The following is a 23,152-nucleotide window of genomic DNA, read 5'->3' as shown; positions in this document are numbered from 1 at the left end:
CATTTGATTACTCTAACAACGAAATGGAGTAAGATTCATCAGTTTGCAATTTTCATTTTAAGAATCATTGAAACAAAAATTATTATATTCGTGAAAGAATAACAAGAAATTTTATGAGCCGAGAAATGAAGAAGAAGATTCCGTCATTAACACCGAATTATGCAGGTCTTATTGAAGAAGGTGCATATTTTATAGACAAAACTCAATTCATCAGGCAACTTGAGGATTTTAACTTTAAGTATTTGTTCTTTCTTCGTCCCCGCCGATTCGGAAAATCACTCCTTATTTCAATGCTCGAGCATTACTACGGCATTCAACATAAAGAGAAATTTGATGAGTTGTTCGGGCAATACTTTATTGGACAACCGGGAAATGTTACACCGTTGAGGAACAGTTATTACATCCTGAATTTTAGCTTTAGTGGAATAGAGACAGATGTAGAGAGTGAAATCAAACGGAAGTTTGAAGTGGAAATAAGAACAGCGCTTAAAAGTTTCCTTTACAAATATGGTATCGGTGAAGATATCGAGATTAATCAAAATCTGAATATAGACGGTAGCAGTGAACTGTTGAGAAATTTTATGACATTGTTTAGGAAGTATAAATCAGATGGAAAAATATATCTTTTAATTGACGAATACGACCACTTCACAAATGAACTTTTTTCCTTCAATAAGGATCACTTCAAAGAGATTGTTTCCCGGAACGGATGGGTACGGAAATTCTATGAAGTAATAAAGCAGTTCATGGGTGAGGGGATAATTGACCGGTTCTTTGCGACGGGTGTTACACCAGTAACTTTGGACAGCATGACAAGTGGATTTAATGTCGCACAAAACATTACACTCGACCATAAATTCCATAATTTGGCAGGATTCACTGAAGCCGAACTTCGAGGGATGATTGAAAATACCATTTACGAAGAAGGCAGATTTGATGTTGATATCGTAGTTTCCGATATGCGATCCTGGTACAACGGAAGCAGATTCTCACCCGATTCATCAGAAAGACTGTATAATCCTCAAATGGTAATCACATTTCTTTCCAACTTCAGCAGAAATTTTACATATCCGCGGGAAATGGCAGATCAAAATGTAACATCGGATTACAAAAAGATTGCGAATATACTTGCACCGTTATCTCAGGAAGAGTCGGATGAAGTTATATCCACAGTATTGGAGACTGACAGATTCTCTGAAAGACTTACGATCCAATATAATTTTGAATTACCCTACAGAAAGACCGAAGCAGTTTCCCTCCTGTTTTATAACGGATTGCTGACCATAGAAGGAGAGAGGTTTCAGGTATATGATTATGTGATACCAAATTATGTAATAAAAGTGATGTACTGGGAATATTTCAGATATCTTTTTGAGACGAGGCATAAGATACAATATGACAGTATACCAGTGAGAGATGCTTTGATTGAGATGTCGGAGTCAGGGAAGATTGACAAGCTGGTGGAGTATGTTCATTCAGTTCTGAAAAACCTCTCCAACCGCGATCTGCAGAAATTCAGCGAAAAGAACATCAAGATGATATTCATGACTCTCTTGATGGGAAACAACGCCTATTTTGTAAAGAGCGAACTGGAGAATAACGAAGGATATGCTGATTTAGTTTTACTCCCGACAAAGCTGAATCCCGGTAGGGACAATTTTCTGCTTGAACTAAAATATCTGAAGAAAAGCAGCAAGGAGAATCTTGAAATGGAGAAGATAAAAGCGGCTGAACAGGTTTCGAGGTATAAAGCGAAACTTGAAGCGGAGGGTATGATGTGTAAGGCATTTGCTATAGTGTTCACGGGGAAATCTGATTTTGCTGTGGTTGAGGGGGAATAAACCACAGAGCACGCAGAGAACACAGAGGGAGGGAATGGAACACGGATGAGACTGATTTAATGGATTGACACGGATTGGGTTTGAAGGAATAAACCACAGAGCACGCAGAGAAGACAGAGGGAGGGAATGGAACCCGGATGAGACTGATTTAATGAGAACCGGCAGAAAATATCAGATACTCTTTGATTTACTGAAATATCCTTATTTTTAAAGACAATTTTCAATTATTATGGCAGTAGGCAGATGAAAAAGTTATTCGTTTCGGCATTAGTCTTAATGTTTTTTGTTCCTGCAATTTTTGCTCAGAACAATTCCACCAAAGTTACTTTTTATGAAGCAAAGGGTGGATACTGGGATACGATTCAAAAGGGGATAGATACTTATTTGGAATCAGTTAATCCAAAACTTAAAAAGCCTTCCTGGAAAGCTGATTTTTCCGGAATAAGCAAACCTTCCGGTCCGGCCGATTTCAAATTTGCCTGGCACAACAAGCCCGAATCCCAGGGAAGAACGGGTACCTGCTGGTGTTTCTCGACCACCTCATTTTTCGAATCGGAAGTAAAAAGACTGACAGGTAAGGAAGTACAGATTTCTGAACTCTATACCGTTTATTGGGAGTATGTCGAGAAGGCTCTCCGCTACGCACAGGAAAGGGGTAACTCTGCATTGGGAGAGGGTTCTCAGGGGAATGCTGTTCAGAAAAATTTTAAGAAATATGGCGCAGTCCCGTATTCGGCTTATTCGGGGATGTTGCCGGGACAAAAATTCATTGATCACCAAAAACTGTTCGAGGAATTTTATGCCTTTCTGACCAAAGCCAAAGAAAATAACACATGGGCTGAGGGATTCATTGAAAACAATGTGAAGGCAATCCTCAATAAATATATGGGAGCTCCACCTGACAAATTTGATTATGAAGGAAAAACCTACACTCCTGAGACATTTTTGAAGAATTATCTTCAGATCAATCCGGATGATTATGTCGCCTTAATTTCCGTTAAAAATCAGCCTTATGGTTCATATATCATTTATGATGTTCCTGATAACTGGTGGAGAAACAGCGACTACTACAACATTCCCCTCGATGATTTTATGCAAACCCTGAAAGATGCTGTCAAAAAAGGCTACACCGTAGCTCTGGCAGGAGATGTTTCAGAGCCGGGAATAAACGGATTTGAAGGGGTGGGAATAATCCCTGATTTTGATATTAAACCCGCTGACATCAATGAAGATTCGAGAATATTCCGTTTCCTGAATGGACAGACCACCGATGATCATGGTATTCATTGTGTCGGTTCCACTGAGAAAGATGGAGTCACCTGGTTTCTGATAAGGGAATCTGCTGCCGGCTCATTCAACTCACCAAATCCCGGTTACATGTCGTACAGGGAAGACTATGTAAAACTGAAAATGATGAGTTACATGATACATAAAAGTGCAGTAAAAGGATTAAAATAGTTGAAAATCACATCGTCGGTAATTATCTCATTTTACAAAAATCTGAAATATCTCGAACTTGTACTTTCCGGTTTTGAAAGACAGGACAACAAAGATTTTGAGGTGATAATTGCCGACGATGGTTCGCCTCCCGATGTGGTCAGGCATGTGGAAAAAATGGGAGGCAACACTTCTTTCCCTCTCCTCCACCTGTGGCATCCCGATAAAGGATTCCGAAAAAACAAAATCCTCAATAAATCGATTACGGCAGCCCGATCAGATTATATAATCTTTGTGGATGGCGATTGTATTCCACATGCAAAATTTGTGTCTGGATATCTGAACCACAGATCATATGGTGTCGCTCTGACGGGGAGAAGAGTTAACCTCTCTGACAAGATTACACGGCAACTGACACCTGAAAATGTAAAAGCTGGATGGCTTGAGAAAAATTTTACTCAAGTTGTTTTGGATGGACTTTTCGGAGACTCATTCGATGTCGAAAAAGGTTTTTATTCTGAAAACCGGCAGATTCTTAAATTCTTTAACAGGAAGAAAAGGGGAATTGTCGGCTGTAACTTTGGCCTCTACCGCGAAGACCTCCTTCGAGTGAATGGATTTGATGAACGCTACGAAGCTGCATCTGTGGGTGAAGACTCTGACATACAATACCGGCTCGAACTTCTGGGGATAAAAGTCAAATCATTAAATCATATCGCTGTACAATACCACCTCAATCACAAACTCCAACCCCGCCCGCAGGAAAACCTCGATCTTTTTGATCAGGTAAAAAGAGAAAGGAATGCTTTCACACCTTTTGGGATTACAAGAACCTGAGTACTTGAGTATCTGAGAACCTGAGTACTTGAGTACCTGAGTATTTTTTGTTGCGCTTCAATTTTGTTAAAATTATTTAAATAATTTTCGCTTTCTACCTAATATTATTTGGTAAATATCTGGATAATCCTTTATATTTAAGGATAAGAAAATTTATTTTACTAAATGATAATAGAACATGCTTGACGAAATAGATATTAAGGCTCTGAACATTCTACAGGACAATGCAAAGACGAGCCGTAGCCAGCTTGCCGAGGTTTTTGGGATGTCCATTCCTTCAATAAGTGACCGCCTGCACAAACTTGAGGATAAAGGGATAATTCAGGGATACTACACAAAGATAGACCGAAAAAAATTCGGTTATGACATAATGGTATTCATTACGGTAATATCGGAATCATCCTCCCAGTACAGTCACTTGATCGAGAATGCATCCAAGCATAATAACATACTCGAATGTCATTCGATACTTGGAGAGGGGAGCCATATCCTGAAAGCTGTTGTAAAAAATTCCGAATCACTGGAAAAACTGCTGGCGGAAATTCAGCAGTGGCCCGGGGTGCTCTCAACCCGCACTTCCTTTGTTTTATCGACTCTAAAAGAAACCACAAAAATAAACTTGTAATCATTCATTTTTCCCAATTAATAAGGTACATTTAATATGAGCGACAGATCATCTCAGATCGAAAATATCCTTTCGTTTGCGAAGGATAACCACATTGAGTTTGTGGATCTTAAATTTATGGATTTCCCCGGGCAGTGGCAGCATGTCACCATACCGATACAGGAGTTTGACTCAAAGTCATTTGATAACGGTTTCGGATTTGACGGTTCTTCTTTGAGAGGGTGGAAGAGGATCAACGAATCGGACATGCTTATTTTACCTGATCCCGCAACAATGTTTGTCGACCCTTTTGTCAAAGCGCCAACAATAAGCCTGATTTGTGATGTTTATGAACCAGCCACGAGAGAAAAATATTCCCGTTGCCCGAGATATATTGCGAACAAGGCAGTTGACTTTTTGAAATCGACCGGAATTGCTGATACCGCCTACTATGGACCTGAAGCGGAGTTTTTTGTTTTTGATGATGTGAGATTCGAAGTTGGCAACAATTTTAGCTATTTTGAAGTTGATTCGATAGAAGGAAGATGGAATTCAGGAAGACAGGAAAATCCAAATCTCGGATACAAGACAAGATATAAAGAAGGATATTTTCCGGTTCCTCCAACTGACATGTTGATGGATCTTCGCAATGAAATGGTGCAGAATCTTATCAATGTAGGTATTGAAGTTGAGGCACAGCATCATGAAGTGGCGAGCGGTGGTCAGTGCGAAATTGACATGAAATTCAAGCCCCTGTTGAAAGCGGCTGATCAGTTGTTGCTCTTCAAATATGTGGTAAAAAACACCGCAACAAAAAACAATAAAACTGTAACCTACATGCCAAAACCAATCTATGGTGACAATGGAAGTGGTATGCATGTACATGTAAGTCTCTGGAAGAACAACGAACCTCTTTTTGCAGGTAACGGATATGCCGGTTTGAGTGAGATGGCTCTCTACTTTATTGGCGGACTGCTGAAACACGCTCCTTCACTTCTTGCATTTACAAATCCTACAACCAACAGCTACAAGAGACTGGTACCCGGATTCGAAGCTCCTGTTAATCTTGCTTACTCACAGAGAAATCGAAGTGCATCAATCAGAATTCCGATGTACAATATGTCACCGAAAGCCAAAAGAGTTGAGTTCAGATGTCCCGATCCTTCGGGCAACCCGTATTTGGGATTTGCAGCAATTTTGATGGCAGGACTCGATGGAATTATGAACCGTATCGATCCGGGTGATCCGCTTGACAAAGATATCTATGACATGTCACCCGAGGAGTTGAAGGATGTACCATCAACACCTCCGTCACTTGAGGCAGCACTTCAGGCTCTTGCCGAGGATCATGATTACCTCACAAGAGGCGATGTCTTCACTTCAGATGTTATTGAGACATGGATCAACTACAAGATGGACAGGGAAGTGAAGCCGATGGCGCTCAGACCCCATCCTTATGAATACGACATGTATTACGATTGTTAGTGGCTGAATAGGGAGTCTTCACTCCCCGAACATTATGAAAGGTGACCATACATAAGGTGTGGCACCTTTTTTTATGAGCTCAAGCTTTGCGAGTCGGAGGCACTGATCCGTTGGAATGGATTCCGATACTATATTTCCAAAAAAGTTGATCATTAGATCCCTGGTGCCTTTATCGGAAACGGTCCAGAGGCTGACAAGGACTGCATCAGAACCGGCATACATCACCGCACGGGTAAGACCGATAATTCCCTCCGTCTTTTTCATGTCACCTGTTCCGGTTTCACAGGCTGAAAGTACCACCATTTTTGCATCCCAATTTAAAGCAAGAATTTCCTCAAAGGTGAGAAATCCATCCTGTGAGCTTTTTGTTGAATCTTTTACTGTGCAAAGCGCCAGACTTTGAAATCCGGGATAGACGATGCCGTGGCAGGCAAAAGAGATGTATCTGAAATTTTTCAAATTTGTGTCCTTTGCGTTTTCTTCAGTGGCACTTGTTCTTAGCTTAATATCTACAGGTTGTCCGGCATTGGCAAACAGTTCTGAAATTGCAGTAATTTCCTCTCCTGTACCTCTGAGCCTGAAAAGAGATAGACCCGCTCTGCTTAAATCGTTGTTTGCTTCAGGATCACCGGCACCTCTTCCGGCATCACCCGGTTTTACACCTCTTTCCTCCATCCCTTTTTCAAAATTCTCGATGTCATAAACAGGGTCTCCAAAACCGGCAAAACCTGAACTTTTTCTTTCTTTTTTGAGAGCTCCTCTCATAAGGCTAAGAAGAGTACCTGACTGATAATATTTGACGGGGTGCTTTTCGATAAGATATGTGGTATCCCTGGTTAAGGTTTCAAAAGGAATCAGATTCAAAATTCCGTCGGGAACAATAGTCAGGTCTGATTCAGATGTCAGAAAACTTTCTACCGGTTTAATCAGCAGATCGTAGAGTTTATGAGATGCTTCAAGTGAAAGTTCCTCTTCTGCATCCATTTCTGACTTCGATTTTTTTGCGTTAAATTTATCCCTTTTAAGTCCGTCAAGAAGAGCGAGAGCATTTTCTCTTACGGCAGCATCCGAAGAGTCCAGCTTCACAAGCTGGAAATCATTCGGGGTGATCACAAAAACCCAGCAACCCGACTCTGCATTGAAGTATTGCAGGAGCACTTCATTTTTATGAAGTTTGGATTGTATTTCCTTTGTTTCAGCAGGTTTGGGGTATTCGAGAGCAGCGAGCTCGGGGCTGCCTGACTTGATCTTGAAAATTAATTCATCGAGTTGATCATTTAGTTTTTTCAGTTCCTCTTTAAGAGTCGCAGCATCAGAGGCAGCATTAGTATTCAGTGCTGTTTTAATAGCAGAAATCTGTTTTTCAAGGATATTTCTTTTTTGCAGCAGGCTCTGGTCAATTTTCGCAGAGAGGTCAACTTTTCTTTCAGAAAGAATATCAGCCAGCGACCGTCCCTTGACATTTTCCAGATATCTGAAAGCAGCTTCATTGTTGTTAATGGAAATGGCAGCCCGGACAGCAAAATCGAGATACACTGAAAATTTTTCGAAGAGATTTGTCCTGTCTTCTTCCCTAACAAGATTTGCCCTGAAGTTTTCCAAATAGCTCATTGCTTTTTCCAGGTAGGGGAGGGTAAGTCCCTCTCTGGCATCCCACCCGAGATAGAGATCAGCCAATGCGAAGGAGACAATGACATTAAAGAAATTGTACTCCGATTCTTCAAAAACTGCAAGAGCATTTTTGTATTGTTTTTCTGCTTCCTCATACTCTCCAAGGAGATATGCGGCGGTTCCAATTGAGTAACAGACTCTTCCAATACCAAGTGGATAATTCACTTTGTCATAAAAGTCGAGGGCTTTCAAATCATAGTCTATTCCCTCAGTATAGTTTCCCTGTTGCTGGGCAATTTGTGAAAGAATGAAATTTGCGTTTCCGAGTCCGAGCGGATATTCCGCAAGTTCGAAGTATTTAATTGCAAGTCCGGCATTTTTTCGGGTCTCAACAAAATCGCCCTTCATAAAATTGATTTGTGAGAGGCTGAACCAAATGGTTCCCATTCCGATGGGATAATTGGCTTTTTCATAGTATTCCAGAGCCTTTTGGAAATTTTCCTCTGATTTTGGCATGTTCCCGGCGTTCATGAAGATATTACCAAGGTTTTCGTAGACCTGCCCGATTCCTACAGGAAAACCTGCTTTACCGTAGTACTCAACGGCTTTCTTTGCATTTTCTTCGGCAGTTTTGTTGTCGCCTGTATTCAGAGCGAGAGTGCTGAGCCCATGATAGATTCTGCCAAGTCCAAGAGAGTAGCCGGTGAATTCATAATATTTCAGTGCCTGTGAGTAGTTGTCGTACGACTCCTTGTTATTGCCAAGATTCAGAGCAATTACAGCGAGACCGTAATGTACATTTCCAAGTCCGATCTGATGATTGATTTTGGTGAGCCATGGAACAGCGGCTCGAAGATTGCTGTCCGCCACTTCATATTTACCGATGTTTATATTCACCATTCCAATGTTTGTGAAACAGTTGCCGATGCCGAGGGGATAATTTGAGGAGAGATAAAGCTCGAGTGCCTTCGAACTGTAACCGATACTTTCGCTGTTTTTCCCAAGGTTCATCGTTACAATACCCTTGCCATAGTAAGCGTTCGCTACACCGAGGGGGATATTGTATTTGGAGAAAATTTTGAGTGAGATATCGAACAGGGAATCGGCTGCGACATTTTTGCCTGTATTGGTTGCAATCAAGCCATAGCCGTAATAGATGTCACCGAGGCCCGGTTCATAACCGGCTGCCTTATACAATTTTTCTCCGTTTGCGAACAGTCCGGCAGCTTCCTCATTGTCGCCACGGTTGAGTATTAGATTGGCAAGCGAAGTGTAGACATACCCTTTTGTGTAGGGATCTTCGACTACAATGAGGTGTTGAAGAGAAGTGTAATAGTAGTCGACTGCTTGAGAATAATTACCGAGGAGGGTTTCGATATCGCCGTAGCACTTGTAAATATATCCGAACCCGGCTTCATTTTCCCACGATTGAAAAATTTTCAGAGCCGATTCGAGATATGACTTTGCGAGATCATATTCACCAATGGATTTATAACTTTCTGCTATGAAATATCTTACCAGCCCCTCATCTGAAGAGAAACTGTAACCCTTCATCAGATTCAGTGTTTCATTCATGAGAACAATGACAGTATCAAACTTTTGGGCATCGTATGCTTCCACACCTTTTGCAAAAGTTTCCACGGCTTTTAATGAGTCATTCTGAGCAACAAGCTTCGCTGAAGACAAGAGAAAACAAAGAGAGATGAGGGTCAAATATTTATGCATCGCAGTAATTCCGATTTGGACACGGCAATTTATGAATTTTATCAGACCGGTGCAAGGGAGCAACCGGCCGCATAAGAACCGTTATTTCTTTTTAAACACGCTGTCTGGAACCCCCTTGTTCACAATATAATTTTTGTATGTAATGTAAACTTTACCGGGAGCCCTCAAATCAGTAGTCTCTCTTTTCTTCTTGCCCCCAAAACCTTTGGGAAGATTAAATTTACCTACCTCAAAACTGAAAGTCATATTGGAAGGAAGCGGGTATTTACTCTCCTTTGGGTAAACCATATCTATCTGGAAGGTACCGTTGTTTTTGGTGGTGCTTTCAACTTTTGAGATGAAGAAAGTCGATTTATTAATCCATAATGTAGAGAGAACCACATCTCCGGTACCTCCGGTTGGAATCACTTTTACTATGTAATGAGCAGCTCCATTTACTTTGGTTTCTCCTTCATAAACGGCTGTATATTTCCCGTTCAATAAATTGGCAGGATTAAAGTTGAGTCCTTCTTTAGGAATTAAAGCAAAATCATCGCCTGTTTGAAGTTTAATTTTATCAGGAGCCTTGAAAAATATTTTTGCATCGTTGTCAGGGACTTTCAGAAATTCCACATCTATTTTTATCCTGACATCAACCTGATAATCCTTAACAGCATCAAATTTTTTCTTTACAGAGTTGAGTATCTTTTCCGCTTCCGTCTGCGGGAATGCAGTAAAAAGCAAAAGAGTAAATAATAACAGAATTTTATTTGTCATTGTAAACCTTCTTAGGAAGTGATGTCTTTTTTGTTGAAATAATAATAAGTCAAGCCGAGGAACAAAGCTATGTGAAACGAGAGGATTCCCATTGCCTGATAGAGCTCATCCATTTCTACGGGAGTTGTAAATATAATGTTCCACGATTGCATATAAGTGGTAAACATATATGGCTTTAAGTCCTGCAGCACTTCAATGTTGATGGCTGATAGAATGTAGAATACTATAATAACCGCCATTGTGCTGACGATCGGTCCTATTGCATTTTCAACCATTGAGGAGAAGAAAAACGCCATCGATGTAACCACCATCATGCTTAAAGCTGCAATTCCATATGCAATTGCAAACCTCCACAGAATGTCATCCTTCGCGAAGATAATCAGTATGTCCTTGATGACAATCAACTCGCCTGTTCCGAAGAGAATGACTCCGAGACCCAGCGACATAACGCCAAGAAAGAGTACCATCAGATTTGTATAGATGGTGGCTGCGATAAGCTTCGCTGTAAGGAGCTGGTTTCGCGTGATAGGTCGCGTTATCAGCATTCTGTATGTTCCCGAAGTTGCTTCACCAGCGAGGAGGTCACCGGCTACAAGAGTTATCAGGAACGGGATATGAATGGCAAGTGCTCCAAGCACAAGGAACGACATCAGGTAACCATTCAGGAAATTTCCTTCGAAAACAAAAATGTTCTGCAGATTCTGGGTCAGAAACTTAAGGTAGCTTTCACCCTCAACTAGCATTGCTATTTCGATAATTGAGACAATTATAGCAATGGTTATGAAGCCGATGTAAGTTCTCCACTTCCTGAAAATTTTATAAAGCTCAATTCTTACGAGATCGATCATTATTCTCCCTTTCCTGTCAGGTTTAAGAAGTACTCCTCAAGTGATCTTGTAGGGATTAATGAGCTTACCTCTATTCCATTTTCCACCAGTTTTCTGTTGAGCGGGGCAATTTCATCTTTTTTCATGAACATAATAATCGTTGAATTCGAAACATCATCAATTCTTCCTTTAAAATCGCTCTCATTGATGATTTGCACCGACTTTTCAGGGTTGCTTACTTCGATATTTACTCTGGTCTCAGCGGCATTCAGCAGATCCTCTACATATCCTTCAATGACGGCTTTTCCCTTATCGATGATAACCATCCTGTTGGCGATCAGTTCCACTTCATAAAGAATATGGGAGGAGAGAAAGATTGTTTTTTGATGATCTTTGCTCAGAGAGACCACGAGTTCGCGAATCTCCTTCATCCCTTGAGGGTCGAGTCCTGTTGTCGGTTCATCGAGTATTATGAGTTTCGGGTCGTGAATCAGGGCTTGTGCAATTCCGAGGCGCTGTTTCATACCATGGGAGAAAGTTTTTACTTTCGACGAGTAGCGTTTCTCAAGTCCCACCATTTCAAGAATTTCCATTATTCTCTTTTTTGTAACAGGATATCCTGAAGTGCGGGCAAGAATCTCAAGATTTTTGTAGGCTGTGAGGTAACCATAAAAATCGGGTTTCTCAACAATGGCGCCAACTCTGCCAAGAATATATTTTCTTTCTTTGTAGATGTCCCTTCCGAACAGTTTGATGTCACCTGCAGTAGGGAAGATAAGGGTCATCAGCATTCTTATCGTGGTGCTTTTGCCGGCTCCGTTGGGACCAAGAAAGCCAAAGACATCTCCTTCATACACGGTGATGTCGAGACCGTTAACGGCATAAACATCCTTGTATTTTTTGTGGAGGCCGTTTATTTCAATTATTTTTTCCGTAACAACTCCTGTTAGGGGTTAAAATCAATAAAAAAACCAAGTCCAAATTTTGTCAGACGGTTTTTATAGTAAGAACTGAACCAGTCGTATCCCGAGTAATAAAAAGCGTAAATGGATAGTCCTGTTCCTGCTTTTTCACCGAGCTTCAACCCTGTCATCAATGAATGCGAAGGGGTGTATTCGGGTCGTCCCCGCATTTTAAAGTCATAAGCTGCATAGAGTCTTGCGGGTCTGTTCAAAAGGGTAAACAACACATCGTTAATAAATAATTCACTACCGACGGAAAAACTTGTTCTTTTCTGGTCGACTGGTCTAATCAGAATGGAATAGGTTATTCCTCCGTAAACTCTTAGATCAGCACCGGAAAACTTAAACTGGATACCCGGATTTAATTCAAAAAAGTCATCGGCGAAAGGTACGGGACCTGCGGCATCCTTCCATGAATTATTTGATGGATCCCACGCACCATCAACCAAATGGGCACTGCGGTGGATGAACCGTAAGCGGGCATTTATGAAGTGGGGTGTACCGGATATCTGTTTGAGCCAGGAGATGTTTCCTCCAAAATATCCGTCAATCGCCGCAACCTGCAAACGATAATCCCTGTACTCGATAACTTTGGCGTAAGCGAAGAACTCGGTGCCTGCATTAATCGTAGAGGTGGAATCAATTTTGAATGAAATGGCATCGAATGCGTTCCCCACATCCACCTTCATCGATCTGTCATCGGGAAAGAATGTGAGTCCAAATTTCGGCTCGGTATCAGCTGCTTTGAGCATGTTAAAGAGCCTCTTCCCCGGCAGGAATTCAACGGTTTGAGGGAATATTTTTGCGCATGACAAAACGGACAAAAGGAATATGAAAAAAACGAGTCTGGGCATTCTGTAAATTGTTTCGGTGTTAAAATTATTTTCGGTGTCAAAAATAGGTATAATTAGAGTAATATTTGAAATTGAACGACACAGGACGGGAAAATCTCAAAGAGGGAATTGTTCCCGGAAGAGACTGACCCAACGGATTTGCACAAAAATTCACTATATTTAATGTTTTTAAAAACAAATTTATGGATAAGAATTTGAGTCACGAAAAGATATTGGTAACCGCCGCACTTCCCTACGCAAACGGGCCAATACATCTTGGGCACCTCGCAGGAGCATATCTTCCTGCAGACACATATGTAAGATATCAGCGTCTTAGAGGAAGAGACATTATATTTGTCTGCGGATCTGATGAACATGGAGTACCGATAACCATAACCGCAGATAATGAAAAGGTTTCACCTAATGTAATTATTGACCGTTTTCATACAATAAACAAAGAGTCTTTCGATAAATTCGGGATGAGTTTCGACATCTACAGCCGGACAAGCATTCCTGAGCATCACAAAACGGCAACTGAATTTTTTCTCGAATATTATAACAGCGGACTTCTCGTTGAAAAGAAGTCGATGCAGTTTTATGACAATTCCCGAAAGATGTTCCTCCCTGACAGATATGTTGAAGGTACCTGTCCGAAATGTGGAAATGAGAGTGCAAGAAGTGACGAATGTGAAAACTGTGGTTCTCTTTATGATCCCTCGGAACTTATCAATCCCGTCAGCAAAATAACAGGAGAAAGACCTGAGCTGAGGGAGACCTCCCACTGGTTTTTCCCGTTCGGAAAGTTTCAGGAGAGGCTTGAAAAGTATGTGAACGAGATGGATGTGACATACGGCTGGAAGGAGAATGTTCTTCAATACTGCAAAGGGTGGTTTACTGCCGGTTTGCAGGACAGAGCCATCACCCGTGATCTTGACTGGGGAGTGAAGCTTCCGATAGCAGGTGTGGACAATAAAGTCTTGTATGTCTGGTTTGAAGCAGTTCTTGGCTATATTTCCGCTACAAAAGAGTTGTTTAAACATCGCGGTGAAGAAGATGGCTGGCGTGATTACTGGCAGGACTCCGACACTAAATATGTGGCATTTATCGGGAAAGACAACATCGTTTTTCACACAATAATTTTTCCTGCCCTTCTAATGGCATGGAACGACAGACATTCTGAAAAATTCGTTCTCCCACAGAATGTGCCTGCAAATGAGTTCCTGAACTTTGAAGGGAAAAAATTCTCCAAAAGCAGGAAATGGGGCATTGATGTTATCGACTTTCTCGCAAAATTTGAGGCTGATTCTTTGCGTTATACGCTTACGATGAATGCACCCGAGTACCGTGATACCGATTTTTCGTGGAAAGATTTTCAGGCAAAACACAATAATGAACTTGCCGATATACTCGGAAATTTTGTAAACAGGACATTAACCTTCATCCATAAAAACTTTGAAGGTAAAGTGCCGCCTCTGTATACGCTTGACGAGAGGGATAACGAGCTTCTGAACATGCTTGAGGATCATCCGTCTAAAATAGCTGAACTGATGGAGCAATACAGATTCAAGGATGCAACCCTTGAAGTGATGAATCTTGCGAGAGCCGGAAACAAATATTTCAACGATTCCGAGCCCTGGAAAACTCTGAAAAGTGACAGGGAAAGGTGTTCAACAACACTTCATCTCTGTGTTCAGACGATATACACCCTGGCAGAACTTTTTATGCCGGTCATCCCGAACACATCGGCAAAAATTCTTAAGATGCTCAATAAAAGATCTGTTGAATGGCTGAATGCCGGAAAGCTGAATCTTGTTGAAGGCGAAGTGCTCGGAACCCCCGAGATTTTGTTTAAGAAGATCGAAGACAGTGAAATTGAAGAGATAAAGCAAAAAACTGCTCCTGAACCTGTTGAAGAAGAGGATTTTGAAAAAATTGAATCAATTTCCATCGACGACTTTTTCAAAACTGATCTTCGTGTTGCCGAAATAGTTGAGGCAGAGAGAGTGAAGAAAAGTGAGAAACTGATAAAGGTACAGGTCTCTTTCGGCAAAGAGAAGCGACAGGTGATAGCCGGGATCGGAAAGGCTTACAATCCTGAAGATTTAATCGGCAAAAAAGTGATTGTGGTTGCCAATCTTAAGCCGGCAAAGCTGATGGGTCTCGAATCACAAGGTATGATCCTTGCAGTTGAAACTCCTGATGGTGGTTTGAATGTTGTAGAAGTGGCGGGTACAATCAAAAACAGCACTAAAGTAAAGTAAAAAGCAAGATGAAAAAGTTTTTTCTGATCGTTATTTTTCCTGTACTGGCTTACTCTCAAGGCAGCATCGCCGGAAAGTTCTCCCCCGAACTGAATGGCTGGCTGGCAAACCATGGGAATACCGGATCGGTAAAGGTATGGGTGGATCTTGTCGACAAAGGTGAAAACCTGAACATGCTTTCGAACCCGGAATCATTTCTGAGCAAAAGATCGATTGAAAGACGGGCTCTCAGAGGTAATGCCATAAATGAGACCGATCTTCCGCTGTGGATGGGATACTTGCAGGATTTGGAAGCATCGGGAATCAGAATAACAAGCAAATCAAAATGGTTTAATTCGGTCACTGTAAATGCTGACAGAAATATGCTGATTCAACTTGCAGAAAAGAATTTTGTGAAGAAAATCAGTCCTGTTGCCAAGGGACGAACCGCTTCCAAGGTTAGCAAAGAAACTGATAATTCATTTTTTAACGGAAATTTCTTTAATCAGACTACCAGTGCGCTTGATTATGGTGAATCACTTGCCCAGCTTGCTCCTCAGCAGATCCCTGCCGCACATAATATGGGATATGACGGATCAGGTATTTTTATTTGTCTGATGGATGCGGGATTTAACAATCTTGCTCACGAGGTGTATGATTCACTCAGGATAGTTTCCACATGGGATTTCGTAAACAACGACCCCGATGTTGGCGATGGTGGTATGGGAAACGGTTCTCATGGCACTTCCACACTTTCTGTAATTGGTGGTTACAAGCCGGGCAAGCTGATCGGAACTGCTTACAGGGCAAATTACCTTCTTGCGAAAACCGAGAATACCGATTCAGAAACACCTGCAGAAGAGGATTTCTGGATTGCCGCTGCCGAGTGGGCTGATTCAATTGGTGTAGATGTCACTTCCACTTCACTTGTTTATCTCGATTTTGACCCTCCGTTTACCAGTTATACCTGGCAGGATATGGATGGAAATACTGCCCGCATTACAAAGGGAGCCGATCTCGCGGTGTCAAAAGGAATTGTTGTATTCAACAGTGCCGGGAACAACGGTTTTCACGCGACGCAGAATACTCTCGCAGCACCAGCAGACGGTGATTCTGTAATTTCGATCGGTTCCATAACAGCACAGGGAGCCAGATCAGGTTTCAGCAGCGTTGGATTGACTTTTGACGGAAGAATAAAACCTGACATGATGGCGGTTGGATCTTCGGTTTATGCTGCTGCACCAGGGGGTAGAACCTCATACACCTACACTTCAGGAACTTCGCTTGCATGTCCGATTGCAGCAGGAATAGCTGCTCTCATGCTTCAAAAGAACCCGAATCTGGATCCAATCCAGATCAGACAGATTTTACGGAATACTGCTTCTCAGCCAAACTCACCCGACAGGTTGATGGGCTGGGGAATAATGAATGCTGTTGCAGCGATTGATAATGTCCCATCAGGTCTTGAGGACGGCAAAAGTGCTGTCCCCTCAGACATCATACTTCTCGGAAATTATCCAAATCCCTTTAACCCGGTAACTACCATTCAGTTTACACTTCCGGTTGAAAAATTTATTTCGCTAAAGCTTTATAATTCATCCGGAGAACTGGTTAAAATGGTAACAGAAGGAACATATTCAGCCGGAACGGGTAAAATACAGTTGGACGCTTCCGGACTTTCTTCAGGAAATTATTTTCTTTTATTGAATGACGGCAATAGAATTTACACACAAAAATTAAGTTTACTGAAATAATGAAAAAACTTTCTCTCATCCCTTTCCTTTTCCTTGTTCTGATTGCATTTCAGGGAAATTATTCCACTTCAAAACTGTCCAGATCGATGGAGACGGTCGTTGGAAGGATGTCTGACACAGACTCCGTTCTCTGCTGGGTCTTTTTCAAGGACAAGGGTCCTTCCACCGAAAAGTACCTTAAAAACCCTTCACTTGTGGTTACACAAAAATCGATTGAAAGAAGACGAAAATTCAAGAGCGAGCAAAATTTAATTGACGAAACCGACCTGCCGGTTTATTCCGGATACATCGACGAGTTTCAGAAGATGGGGTTGCAGGTAAAAGGAAAGTCAAAATGGCTGAACAGTGTCAGCATGTATGTTGCAAAGTCGGAAGTACTGAAGATTGAAAAACTTCCTTTTGTGAGTCATATTGATCTTGTTGTGCGGTTTTCCAAGAAGTATTCTAGTGACCTTATCGAGGCTCCTTCTGTTGATCAGACAAAAATGATCCTTGACAATAAAGATAAATTTGATCTTGATTACGGTCAGAGCCTGACACAAAATCAGATGATGTCGGTGCCGGCGATGCACAACCTCGGTGTCACAGGTGCGGGTGTAACTATTTGTGTTCTGGATGCCGGTTTTAACAATTTGCAGCATGAATCGTTTTCGCAAATGACAATTTTGGACAAATGGGATTTTGTGAACAACGACGGTGGTGTTGGTGACAGTCTTGATATGGGAAGCGGCAGTCACGGAACGAATGTACTCTCGGCAATTGGCGGATACAAACCGGGGAAACTGATCGGTCCTGCATATGGTGCCTCTTATCTCCTTGCCAAGACTGAAAATACCGACAGTGAAACTCCAATAGAAGAGGACAACTGGATAGCAGGTATCGAGTGGGCAGACAGCCTCGGTGCCGATTTGGCAACATCATCGCTTGGATACCTTGAGTATGACCCTCCGTTTCAGAGTTACACATGGCAGGATATGGATGGAAACACGGCAAGAATCACAAGAGCTGCTGACCTCGCTGTTTCAAAAGGGATAGCTGTTTTTGTTTCTGCCGGTAATGAAGGAATGGATGCAACTCACAATACTCTTGGTGCACCAGCAGATGGTGACAGTGTTATCTCAGTTGGTGCTGTCGATGCATCCCGTGCACGGGCATATTTCTCAAGCGTCGGTTTGACAGTTGACGGTCGCATAAAACCGGATATAATGGCGATGGGTCAGGGAGTCAGGGTTGCGAGTTCTTATACACTGAATGGATATTCACAATCTTCAGGTACCTCGTTCTCATGTCCTTTGGCTGCCGGTGTGGGGGCACTCATCCTTTCCCAAAGACCAAACATCTCTCCTGTGGAACTTGCGAACTCGCTTTGCTCGACAGCAGACAACGCTTCGAATCCAAACAGAGAGTATGGCTGGGGGATCATAAACGGACTTGCAGCATTGAACTCAATTCCTGCCATGAACATCGATGATGCGGCTCAAACGCCTTCAGACATAAGAGTTTACGGAAATTACCCGAATCCTTTCAACCCCTCAACGAAAATTGATTTTGAATTGTCATCGATATCCGAACTGACGATAGATCTTTATAATGCGACGGGCGAGAAAGTAAAAAGACTCGGGAGAGGATTTTTCGAACCCGGCAGACACACAATTGATGTTGAAGCTGGTGGATTGAATTCGGGAGTCTATTTTGTAAAATTAAAAACCTCGAAAAGCTCAAAAGTTGTAAAGATTGTTCTTTCAAAGTAACTTTTTATTAACCTTGATTTTGAGCCTGCAATTCGGTAACATTGTTGTCACGATTTTTTATAATTATTAAATAAAACAATCATTTATAAACCATAAATAGAACAGACCCGGAGAGAGTTCCGGGTAATCTGTAAATAATCGGGAGCCGTTAATGTTGAAAAAAACATTGTTTATTAGCTTGACATTACTTGCCGGATTTTTCCTTTCAGCATGTTCAGGTGGTGGACAGACCGCAGTGGCTGAATTCACCGGAGCGAACAAACAAAACAATAAAGTTACACTTTCTGAATTTGAAAGAGCATATGCCAAGACAGTTGGCGGGGTTGAAAACGCAAGGAAAGATGATCAGGAAAAACTGAAAAATTTCCTTGAGGTTTATACCAATTTCAAAATGAAACTTCTGGATGGTGTCGAAAGGGGATTCGATAAAGATCAGGCAATGAATCAGGAACTTGATGATTACCTCAAACAGGTTGGTCAGACCTACATTGTTGAGAAAGAATTGATAGAGCCCGCAGTTAAACAGATGTGGGAAAGAAGAAAAAAAGAACTCAGAGTAAGTCATATTATGACCAGACCTGATTCATTGGATTCAGAGGAACCCAAGTTGTTGCTTGAGGGACTCTTAAAAAGAATAAATGCAGGTGAAAGTTTTGAGAAACTGGCTGCCGAATTTTCAAAAGACGAATACAGTGCCAAAAATGGCGGAGATATTTATTATATCACTTCGGGAATGATCGTTCCTGAATTTGAAGATGCAGCCTATACACTCGCACCCGGTCAGGTGTATCCTGGAGTGGTGACTACAAGGTTTGGCTACCATCTGATTAAAGTAACCGAGATCAGAGACAGAGTTCCGCAGATCAGGGCAAGTCACATACTCATCAATTATCTTGATCCGAACGGTAATCAGGATACTGCATATGCTACAGCAAGAATGGATACAGTTGTTCAGAGATTGAAAAACGGTGAGAATTTCAGCGATCTGGCAAGAGTTTATTCAGATGATCCTGGATCAAAATCATCCGGAGGTGACCTCGGGTTTTTTGAGAGAAGAATGATGGTACCCGAGTTTGATGAAGCGGCATTCAACCTGAAACTTGGTCAGCTTTCCCCTGTAGTAAAAACAGGTTACGGTCTTCATCTGATCATGGTCACCGAGATCAAACCTTATCCTTCCTTTGACGAAGACAAAGAAAACCTGAAGAAAATGTACCGCCAGATCAGGTATAACAACGAATATGCCGAACTCCTGAAGAAAACCAGAGACAGATACAATTTCACTGAAAACGAACAGTTGTTTGCCCTTCTCGAATCGATCGGTGACACAGTCGACATTACCAAAGGTTATTTTAATGCAGAGTGGAGAAACGACTACAAAGATTCCGTTGCCTTCACTATTGAAAATGTGACATACCCGCTCGATTCGCTTGTAGCCAACATGAACAAAAGATTCGAATTCATAAGTAAACCTTTCACTTTTAGCATGCTGAGTGAAGGTGCTGTGAAGATGGCGAACGACAAGGTTCTCGAAATAGATGCAAAATATCTGCCGAAAAGAAATGAAGATTTCGCCAGACTGATGGAAGACTACAGAAACGGTATCTATATTTTCAAACTTCAGGAACTGGAGGTTTGGAACAAAATAAAAAGCGACAGCACATACCTCGTTCAGTACTACGATGCTCACAAAGCAGGATACAACTGGCCCGACAGAGTTGAATTTGGTGAAATTTTTGTTAAAACCGATTCACTTGCGAAATCAATCTACAAAGAAGCAATTTCCGGAGCTGACTTCGAGTCACTCGCCGGCAAATACACCGAAAGAAGCAACATGAGAGGCAAAATGGGGAAACATCCACTTCAGGATGTTAACTTCAACAACCTCTATCAGGAAGCTAATAAACACCCTGAGGGATTTATTACCGCTCCATTCAGCATTGACGGTGGTTTCTCGATCATCAAAGTTTACAAAAAAGACAAAAGCCGCACTAAGACTTACGAGGAAGCAAAACCGGAAGTATTAAGCGGTTACAATGAGCAGGAACAGAAAAATCTTGAGAATGTTTATATCAATTCGCTCAAAGCGAAATATAAACCGGTCTATTTCTATGATGCATTGAAAGAAGCCTTCAAGAACTAACAATTATTTTATACAGAGACTATTAATGCTTAAAAAAGCTTTACTGGTGTTCCTTCTCCTTTTCGGAGGGGGAACACTTTTTTCACAAGAGGTTGCAGAAAAAATTGCAGCAATTGTTGACAATGATGTTATTCTCCAGAGTGAAGTTTCGCTCCGTGCTGCCATTGAAGCAAAGAGGACAGGTGAAAATCCTGACAATCCTGCTTTTCTTGCTGCAGTGCTTAACAGTATGATAGAGGAAAAACTTCTCTATGCTTATGCGATTCTCGATTCGATAATCGTAACCAAACCCGAAATTGATCAGTATATGACTTATCAGGTTTCTCAGCTTATAAAGCAGTTCGGTTCCGAGGAAGCGGTCGAGAAAACATACAACAAGTCGATGGCACAGATCAAAAAAGAACTTGAGCCCGAGATCGAGAAGAATCTGCTGATGAAAAAAGCTCAGGATAAAAAGTTTGGCACAATCGAAGTAAGCAGAAGGGAAGTGGAAGAGTTTTTTGCGAAGTATCGCGACAGTCTCGGCACAACCCCTGAAAAGGTAAAAATCTCACATATCTTCCGTTCCCCCTCCAAGTCGGAACGGATCATGAAAATTGCTGTTGATTTTGCCAACAAACTCCTCGATTCGTTGAAAAACGGTGCTGATTTTGGAGAACTTGCAAAGAGATATTCAGATGATCCGGGAAGTGCCGTCAATGGTGGTGATATCGGATTTACGGCAAGAGGTATGCTCTTCCCCGAATATGAGTCGGTGGCATTCAGACTGAGAGTTGGTGAAATGTCAGGTGTGATTGAATCTCCTGCCGGATACCACATCATACAGTTACTCGACCGGAGAGGTGAGCAGATTAAGACTCGTCACATCCTTGTGAGAGTAAAACCTGATGAACAGACAGATTATGAACTGATCAATTTCCTCACCGATCTTCGTGATACCCTGGTCAGAGACAAAGGTGATTTTAAGTTTTACGCCAAAAAATACAGCCAGGATCAGAGAACCTCCAAATCGGGTGGTGTACTCGGCACATTCTTTATTGATAAACTGGATGCTGCTTTAAAGGAAACGGTAGCCAGAATCAAAGAGGGCGAAATAAGTTTCCCTAAAAGAATCGATTACGGACAGGATGAATATGGCTATCACATAGTAAAGCTTGATTCAAGAATTCCGAGACACGAGCCAAACCTTGAAATAGATTATGATGAGATTAAGGAATTGGCAGTCATGTACAAGCAGAAGAGACTTGAGCAGGAATGGTTGAATGATTTGAAAACAAAAATCTTTTGGGAGATCAAATAAAGGGGTTGAATTGGACGAAGTAACACTCGTACGGGAGATTAACGAGAAGTTTAACACAGTTAAAGCTGAAATCGGCAAGGTAATTGTCGGTCAGACAGACATCGTCGAACAGCTTCTAATTTCACTCCTTTCCCGCGGTCACTGTCTGCTGGTTGGGGTTCCCGGTCTCGCAAAAACTCTTCTTATCAAAACGGTGGCTGAAGCCACAGACCTGAAATTTGGCAGGATTCAGTTCACACCTGATTTGATGCCCTCTGATATTACAGGTACCGACATCATTGAGGAAGATCCGATTACCAGACGGCGTGAATTCCGTTTCATTCCCGGACCGGTCTTTTCGAATGTGATTCTTGCCGATGAGATAAACAGAACTCCGCCAAAAACCCAGGCGGCACTTCTCGAAGCAATGCAGGAATATAAAGTGACGGTTGCCGGGAAGACTTATTCTCTTGAAACACCTTTTTTTGTTCTTGCCACACAAAACCCTATTGAACAGGAGGGGACATATCCTCTTCCTGAAGCACAACTCGACAGGTTTATGTTTAATTTGTGGCTCGATTATCCTTCTTACGATGAAGAGGTTGAGATAATCAAATCGACCACAAGTGCATTTATGCCGGTGGTCAGTCCTGTTATTTCTGCTTCCGAATTACTCTCTTATCAGTCGCTGATTCGTTCGGTACCGGTAGCTGATAACATTATCGAGTACGCAGCAAAAATAGTTCACAGTACCAGACCGGGAACTCCCGATTCACCTCAGTTCATCAAGGAATGGGTAAGATGGGGAGCGGGCCCGAGAGCCTCACAATATCTTATACTTGCAGCAAAAACCAGAGCTGTGTTGTATGGAAGGTTTACCCCCAACAAAGATGATGTAAAGTCGGTACTCAATCCGATACTGCGGCACAGGATTATCCCTAATTTCAGTGCGGAAGCGGAGGGTATAACCTCGGTGGATATTGTAAAAAAACTGATTGAAACAGTTTAAATTCATAGTGTACTTTTTTTTCTCTAAATTTCTGTTTAATTTGTGTTCTTGATGTAAT

Annotated in this window: 16 protein-coding genes; 11 read left to right on the top strand and 5 right to left on the bottom strand. The window is 41.8% G+C overall.

What is annotated here, in order from left to right; all coding sequences use genetic code 11:
- Window positions 1-125: 125 nt before the first annotated feature.
- From LCH52_04685 to glnA, 5 genes are all read left to right on the top strand, one after another.
- A complete protein-coding gene (locus tag LCH52_04685; protein MCA0387771.1) occupies window positions 126-1,841 on the top strand; it encodes an ATP-binding protein in 1,716 nt (571 codons plus the stop codon).
- Between the two features lie 243 nt (window positions 1,842-2,084).
- Window positions 2,085-3,299, top strand: coding sequence for a peptidase C1 (locus LCH52_04680; GenBank protein ID MCA0387770.1), 1,215 nt, complete (start codon window positions 2,085-2,087; stop codon window positions 3,297-3,299).
- Window positions 3,300-4,115 carry a glycosyltransferase gene (locus LCH52_04675; protein MCA0387769.1) on the top strand — a complete coding sequence of 272 codons (816 nt, stop codon included), beginning with the start codon at window positions 3,300-3,302 and terminating at the stop codon, window positions 4,113-4,115.
- Between the two features lie 178 nt (window positions 4,116-4,293).
- Entirely contained in the window at window positions 4,294-4,740 is a 447-nt protein-coding gene (locus LCH52_04670; protein ID MCA0387768.1) for an Lrp/AsnC family transcriptional regulator, read from the top strand.
- Window positions 4,741-4,776: 36 nt separating this feature from the next.
- A complete protein-coding gene (glnA, locus tag LCH52_04665; protein MCA0387767.1) occupies window positions 4,777-6,204 on the top strand; it encodes a type I glutamate--ammonia ligase in 1,428 nt (475 codons plus the stop codon).
- 18 nt (window positions 6,205-6,222) lie between these two features.
- Here the strand turns inward: glnA and LCH52_04660 are convergent, their stop codons facing one another.
- The 5 genes from LCH52_04660 to LCH52_04640 form a co-directional block, all read right to left on the bottom strand.
- Window positions 6,223-9,540 carry a CHAT domain-containing protein gene (locus LCH52_04660; GenBank protein ID MCA0387766.1) on the bottom strand — a complete coding sequence of 1,106 codons (3,318 nt, stop codon included), beginning with the start codon at window positions 9,538-9,540 and terminating at the stop codon, window positions 6,223-6,225.
- A gap of 81 nt (window positions 9,541-9,621) precedes the next feature.
- The gene (locus tag LCH52_04655; protein ID MCA0387765.1) at window positions 9,622-10,296 is read right to left on the bottom strand and encodes a hypothetical protein; all 675 of its coding nucleotides are present in this window, start codon (window positions 10,294-10,296) and stop codon (window positions 9,622-9,624) included.
- Window positions 10,297-10,307: 11 nt separating this feature from the next.
- Window positions 10,308-11,144: an ABC transporter permease gene (locus LCH52_04650; protein MCA0387764.1), complete on the bottom strand. Its 837-nt coding sequence runs from the start codon at window positions 11,142-11,144 to the stop codon at window positions 10,308-10,310.
- On the bottom strand, window positions 11,144-12,040 hold the full coding sequence (locus LCH52_04645; GenBank protein ID MCA0387763.1) for an ABC transporter ATP-binding protein: 897 nt from the start codon (window positions 12,038-12,040) through the stop codon (window positions 11,144-11,146). Before LCH52_04645 ends, LCH52_04650 begins: the two co-directional genes overlap by 1 nt.
- 29 nt (window positions 12,041-12,069) lie before the next feature.
- Complete coding sequence (locus LCH52_04640; protein ID MCA0387762.1) at window positions 12,070-12,939, bottom strand: hypothetical protein; 870 nt, start codon at window positions 12,937-12,939, stop codon at window positions 12,070-12,072.
- Window positions 12,940-13,094: 155 nt separating this feature from the next.
- Between LCH52_04640 and metG the strand changes: the two genes are divergently transcribed.
- From metG to LCH52_04610, 6 genes are all read left to right on the top strand, one after another.
- A complete protein-coding gene (gene metG / locus LCH52_04635; GenBank protein MCA0387761.1) occupies window positions 13,095-15,179 on the top strand; it encodes a methionine--tRNA ligase in 2,085 nt (694 codons plus the stop codon).
- Window positions 15,180-15,187: 8 nt separating this feature from the next.
- Complete coding sequence (locus tag LCH52_04630; protein ID MCA0387760.1) at window positions 15,188-16,912, top strand: S8 family peptidase; 1,725 nt, start codon at window positions 15,188-15,190, stop codon at window positions 16,910-16,912.
- Complete coding sequence (locus LCH52_04625; protein MCA0387759.1) at window positions 16,912-18,663, top strand: S8 family peptidase; 1,752 nt, start codon at window positions 16,912-16,914, stop codon at window positions 18,661-18,663. The genes LCH52_04630 and LCH52_04625 overlap by 1 nt, the downstream gene beginning before the upstream one ends.
- 151 nt (window positions 18,664-18,814) lie before the next feature.
- On the top strand, window positions 18,815-20,806 hold the full coding sequence (locus LCH52_04620; GenBank protein ID MCA0387758.1) for a peptidylprolyl isomerase: 1,992 nt from the start codon (window positions 18,815-18,817) through the stop codon (window positions 20,804-20,806).
- A 25-nt stretch (window positions 20,807-20,831) separates the two neighbouring features.
- Entirely contained in the window at window positions 20,832-22,106 is a 1,275-nt protein-coding gene (locus tag LCH52_04615; protein MCA0387757.1) for a peptidylprolyl isomerase, read from the top strand.
- 10 nt (window positions 22,107-22,116) lie between these two features.
- Complete coding sequence (locus tag LCH52_04610) at window positions 22,117-23,094, top strand: MoxR family ATPase (protein ID MCA0387756.1); 978 nt, start codon at window positions 22,117-22,119, stop codon at window positions 23,092-23,094.
- The last annotated feature ends 58 nt before the right edge of the window (window positions 23,095-23,152 follow it).

Source organism: Bacteroidota bacterium (assembly GCA_020161395.1).
Taxonomy (GTDB): Bacteria; Bacteroidota; Ignavibacteria; order Ignavibacteriales; family Ignavibacteriaceae; genus UTCHB3.
Note: the sequence above shows the minus strand (reverse complement) of the source record. Positions and strands in the feature narration are given on the sequence as shown.

Coding starts and splice junctions, on each gene's coding strand:
- LCH52_04685 (MCA0387771.1), top strand. CDS start 126: ATGAAGAAGAAGATTCCGTCATTAACACCGAATTATGCAGGTCTTATT.
- LCH52_04680 (MCA0387770.1), top strand. CDS start 2,085: ATGAAAAAGTTATTCGTTTCGGCATTAGTCTTAATGTTTTTTGTTCCT.
- LCH52_04670 (MCA0387768.1), top strand. CDS start 4,294: ATGCTTGACGAAATAGATATTAAGGCTCTGAACATTCTACAGGACAAT.
- glnA (MCA0387767.1), top strand. CDS start 4,777: ATGAGCGACAGATCATCTCAGATCGAAAATATCCTTTCGTTTGCGAAG.
- LCH52_04660 (MCA0387766.1), bottom strand. CDS start 9,540: ATGCATAAATATTTGACCCTCATCTCTCTTTGTTTTCTCTTGTCTTCA.
- LCH52_04655 (MCA0387765.1), bottom strand. CDS start 10,296: ATGACAAATAAAATTCTGTTATTATTTACTCTTTTGCTTTTTACTGCA.
- LCH52_04650 (MCA0387764.1), bottom strand. CDS start 11,144: ATGATCGATCTCGTAAGAATTGAGCTTTATAAAATTTTCAGGAAGTGG.
- LCH52_04640 (MCA0387762.1), bottom strand. CDS start 12,939: ATGCCCAGACTCGTTTTTTTCATATTCCTTTTGTCCGTTTTGTCATGC.
- LCH52_04630 (MCA0387760.1), top strand. CDS start 15,188: ATGAAAAAGTTTTTTCTGATCGTTATTTTTCCTGTACTGGCTTACTCT.
- LCH52_04625 (MCA0387759.1), top strand. CDS start 16,912: ATGAAAAAACTTTCTCTCATCCCTTTCCTTTTCCTTGTTCTGATTGCA.
- LCH52_04620 (MCA0387758.1), top strand. CDS start 18,815: ATGTTGAAAAAAACATTGTTTATTAGCTTGACATTACTTGCCGGATTT.
- LCH52_04615 (MCA0387757.1), top strand. CDS start 20,832: ATGCTTAAAAAAGCTTTACTGGTGTTCCTTCTCCTTTTCGGAGGGGGA.